The sequence below is a fragment of the Rudaea sp. genome, from assembly GCF_036383415.1.
Lineage (GTDB): Bacteria > Pseudomonadota > Gammaproteobacteria > Xanthomonadales > Rhodanobacteraceae > Rudaea.
Genome location: NZ_DASVOK010000200.1, coordinates 1 through 3293 on the forward strand (window position 1 = coordinate 1; position 3293 = coordinate 3293).

Below are 3293 nucleotides of genomic sequence, written 5' to 3' on the forward strand. Positions count from 1 at the left end.
CGGCGCGATAGCACACGCCGAGACCGCCGCCGACGTCGATGCTGTCGATCGCGTGGCCGGCACCGGCGAGTTCACGCCAGAAATCAGCCACGCGCTGCAATGCCGTGCGGATCGGATCGAGGGTCAGCATCTGCGAACCGATATGCACGTGCAGGCCGTCGAGTTGTACATGCGTCAACCGCGCGCTGCCGGCGAACCAGCGGCGCGCCTCGTCGATGCCGACGCCGAACTTGTTCTCCGACTTTCCGGTGGAAATCTTGGCATGGGTCAGCGCGTCGACATCGGGATTGACGCGCACCGCGGCGCACGCGACAACGCCCCGATCTGCCGCCAGCCGCTGCAGCAGATGCAGTTCCTCTTCGGATTCCACATTGAAGCGGGCAACGCCAGCGGCCAGCGCCTCGACGATCTCGTCGGCGCTCTTGCCCACGCCGGAGAACACGATGCGTTGCGCCGGAATGCCGGCGCGCAGGCTGCGCCGCATTTCACCGGCCGAGACGATGTCGGCGCCGAACCCAGCCTGCGCCATCAACTGCAGGATCGCGACGTTGCTGTTGGCCTTGGCCGCGTAGCAAACCAGTGCATTCATGCCGTGCAAGGCTGCCTGCAGCGCATCGATGCGCTGCCGGATCGACGATGCGGAATAGACATGGCACGGCGTTCCCACCTTTTGCGCGAGGGCCGGCAGATCGACGCCGTCCCAGGAGACGTCGGCGGTGCGTGTGGATTCGGCGATTGTCGCCATGCGGGTCATGATTTGCAGCAAGCCTCTTAAGAACTCTGAGCCACGACGTCACGGCTCGTACTTATCCACCCCAGAAACCCGGTGACGGCGGCATCAGCATGCCCCCTTGCAGGGTGACGCCATCGGGATAATCGCTCGCGAGCCAGAGCGGCCCGTCGAGATCGATGAACTCTGCTTCGCGCGCGATCTCGAGCGCGGGCGCAATGCCGAGTGACGAGCAGACCATGCAGCCGACCATGATTTCGAAGCCTTGAGCTTTGGCGGCGCGCAGCAGGCGCCAGGCTTCGGTCAGGCCGCCGGTCTTGTCGAGCTTGATGTTGATGGCTTGATAACGGCCGACCAACGCGGAAAGGTCCGACGAGGTATGGCAGGCCTCGTCGGCGCAGATCGGAATGCGGCTCGTGAAGCCGCGCAGCGCATCGTCCGCGTCGGACGGCAGCGGCTGCTCAAGCAGATCGACTTTCAGGCGCACGAGCGCATCCTGCGTTTCGCGCAAGAGATCGATCGTCCAACTTTCGTTCGGATCGACGATAAGCCGCGCGGCGGGTGCGCCGCGACGCACGGCTTCGATGCGCGCGACAGGATCGTCGGCATCGACCTTGATCTTGATCAGCCCGGCGTCGGCGATGCCTGCTGCTGCCTTCTCCATCGCCTGCGGCGTATCGATGACGACCGTCAGCGCGGTCACGAGCGGCCGATGCGGCGCCTGTGCCAATCGACTTGATACGGATACGCGCATCAGCCGCGATTCGAGATCCCACAGCGCCGCGTCGAGCGCATTGCGCGCGGCGCCGGGGCCGAGTCGCGCCTGCAATTCGTCGCGGCCCATGCCAGCACAAAGGTCGTCGCGCAGCGACTCGACTTCAGCAATCACCGCAGCGACCGATTCGCCATAACGCGCATAAGGAACCGATTCACCACGGCCGATGCAATCGCCTTGCGCTAGCTCGACCGTTACCACGTCCGCCGCAGTCTTAACCCCGCGCGAAATGCGGAACGGCGAATGCAGCGGAAAGCTGCGCGGCTGGATGCTCAGCCCGCGCAGCATGAAAGCAGGTGATCGACGATCGCTTCGACGCCCATGCTGACCGGGTCCTGGCACGGCAGGCCGAGCCGGTCGCCGATTTCGCGGCACATCGCGGCGGCTTCCGCGGCGGGAAGATTGGATGTGTTGAGCGCGACGCCGACGGCCTTGACCACAGGGTTGGTCAGGCGCGCAGCAGTGAGATTCGCTTCCAGACACAGCTTGAGCTCGGGAATCGGATAATGCGGCAGTCCGCGCATGTGCTTGCGCGTGGGTTCGTGGCAGAGCACGAGCGCGTCGGCCTGGGTGCCGTGCAGCAGGCCGAGCGACACGCCGGCATACGAGGGATGGAACAGCGAGCCCTGGCCTTCGATGAGATCCCAACCGCCGTCGGCGCGCGCCGGCGAAATCTGCTCGACCGAGCCGGAGATGAAATCGGCAATCACGGCATCGACCGGCACGCCGTCGCCGGCGATGAAAATGCCGGTCTGCCCGGTTGCGCGGAAGTCCGCGGCGAGGCCGCGCTTGCGCAGGCTGCGCTCGAGCGCGAGCGTGGTATACATTTTCCCGACCGAGCAATCGGTGCCGACCGTCAGCAGGCGCCGGCCGGCGCGCTTCCTGCCGTTGCCGACCGGGATGCGGCCCTTGGGTTCGCGCGCATCGAACAGCACGCGGCCATTGCGCTCGGCCGCGGCGACGATGTCGGCGTTGTCGCGCAGCTTCTCGTGCAGGCCGGCGATCACGTTGAGGCCGGCGTCGAGCGCGGCGATGATGTCGGCGACGGTCTCCTTCGCCATCACGCCGCCGGCGTTGGCCGTGCCGATCACCATCGTGTTCGCACCCGCGGCCCTGGCCTGCGCCGGAGTCAGGTCGGGCAGATCGAGCGACTGGTTGCAATCGGCGCGCCGGTTCTGCCCGACGCACCAGTCGGGCCGCCAATATGCCAGTCCGCGCGCGGTCTTGATCGCCAGGTCGTCGGCGCGACCGCCGAGATACAGCAGGTAAGGCGGCCCCCAACGGTTGCTGCCGGTTGCTTCGCCGTGGCTGGTCATGAAATCCGCACTCCTGCTGAATCCGTCCATCGAAAGGTCCGGGGAGCATAACCAGCGGCTCGCATCAGCCACCAATGAAAAGACCGGTACGTGGCATAACTTTGGGTTGTGGTTATCCTAGTCCCACATCGCCGGACGAAACAGACGGATAAAAATCCTCATGCACCTGCGTTACATCGAGCTCTTCCACGCCGTGCTGACCACCGGCAGCATCACCGCCGCAGCGAAGCTGCTGAACATCTCGCAGCCGACAGCGAGCAAGGCGTTGCAACACGCCGAAGACCGGCTAGGCTTCGCCCTGTTCAGCCGCGTGCGCGGTCGCCTGCAGGCGACGCCGCAGGCGCTGCTGATGCGCGACCGCATCGAGAAGATCATCCAGGACGTACACGACCTCGAACGCCTGACCAGGAACATGGGCCAACCGGGGAATTGCCCGCTGCGCGTCACCTGCACGCCGACGCTGGCGCTGACC

At 65.7% G+C, this 3293-nt stretch carries 4 protein-coding genes; 1 reads left to right on the forward strand and 3 read right to left on the reverse strand.

Going from position 1 to position 3293, the window contains the following annotated elements; all coding sequences use genetic code 11:
• The 3 genes from VF497_RS07905 to dgcN all read right to left on the reverse strand — a co-directional run.
• Window positions 1-745: diaminopimelate decarboxylase family protein (locus VF497_RS07905; protein ID WP_414706865.1), on the reverse strand; the 745-nt coding region annotated here is incomplete at its 3' end.
• A gap of 61 nt (window positions 746-806) precedes the next feature.
• Window positions 807-1793 (reverse strand): N-acetyl-D-Glu racemase DgcA, encoded by a 987-nt coding sequence (gene dgcA, locus VF497_RS07910; RefSeq protein WP_330887418.1) that lies wholly within the window; start codon window positions 1791-1793, stop codon window positions 807-809.
• Window positions 1778-2821, reverse strand: coding sequence for an N-acetyltransferase DgcN (gene dgcN, locus VF497_RS07915; RefSeq protein ID WP_330887420.1), 1044 nt, complete (start codon window positions 2819-2821; stop codon window positions 1778-1780). The genes dgcA and dgcN overlap by 16 nt, the downstream gene beginning before the upstream one ends.
• A gap of 160 nt (window positions 2822-2981) precedes the next feature.
• Between dgcN and VF497_RS07920 the strand changes: the two genes are divergently transcribed.
• On the forward strand, window positions 2982-3293 hold a 312-nt coding region (locus VF497_RS07920), incomplete at its 3' end, for a LysR family transcriptional regulator (protein WP_330887422.1).

Coding starts and splice junctions, on each gene's coding strand:
- dgcA (WP_330887418.1), bottom strand. CDS start 1,793: ATGCTGCGCGGGCTGAGCATCCAGCCGCGCAGCTTTCCGCTGCATTCG.
- dgcN (WP_330887420.1), bottom strand. CDS start 2,821: ATGACCAGCCACGGCGAAGCAACCGGCAGCAACCGTTGGGGGCCGCCT.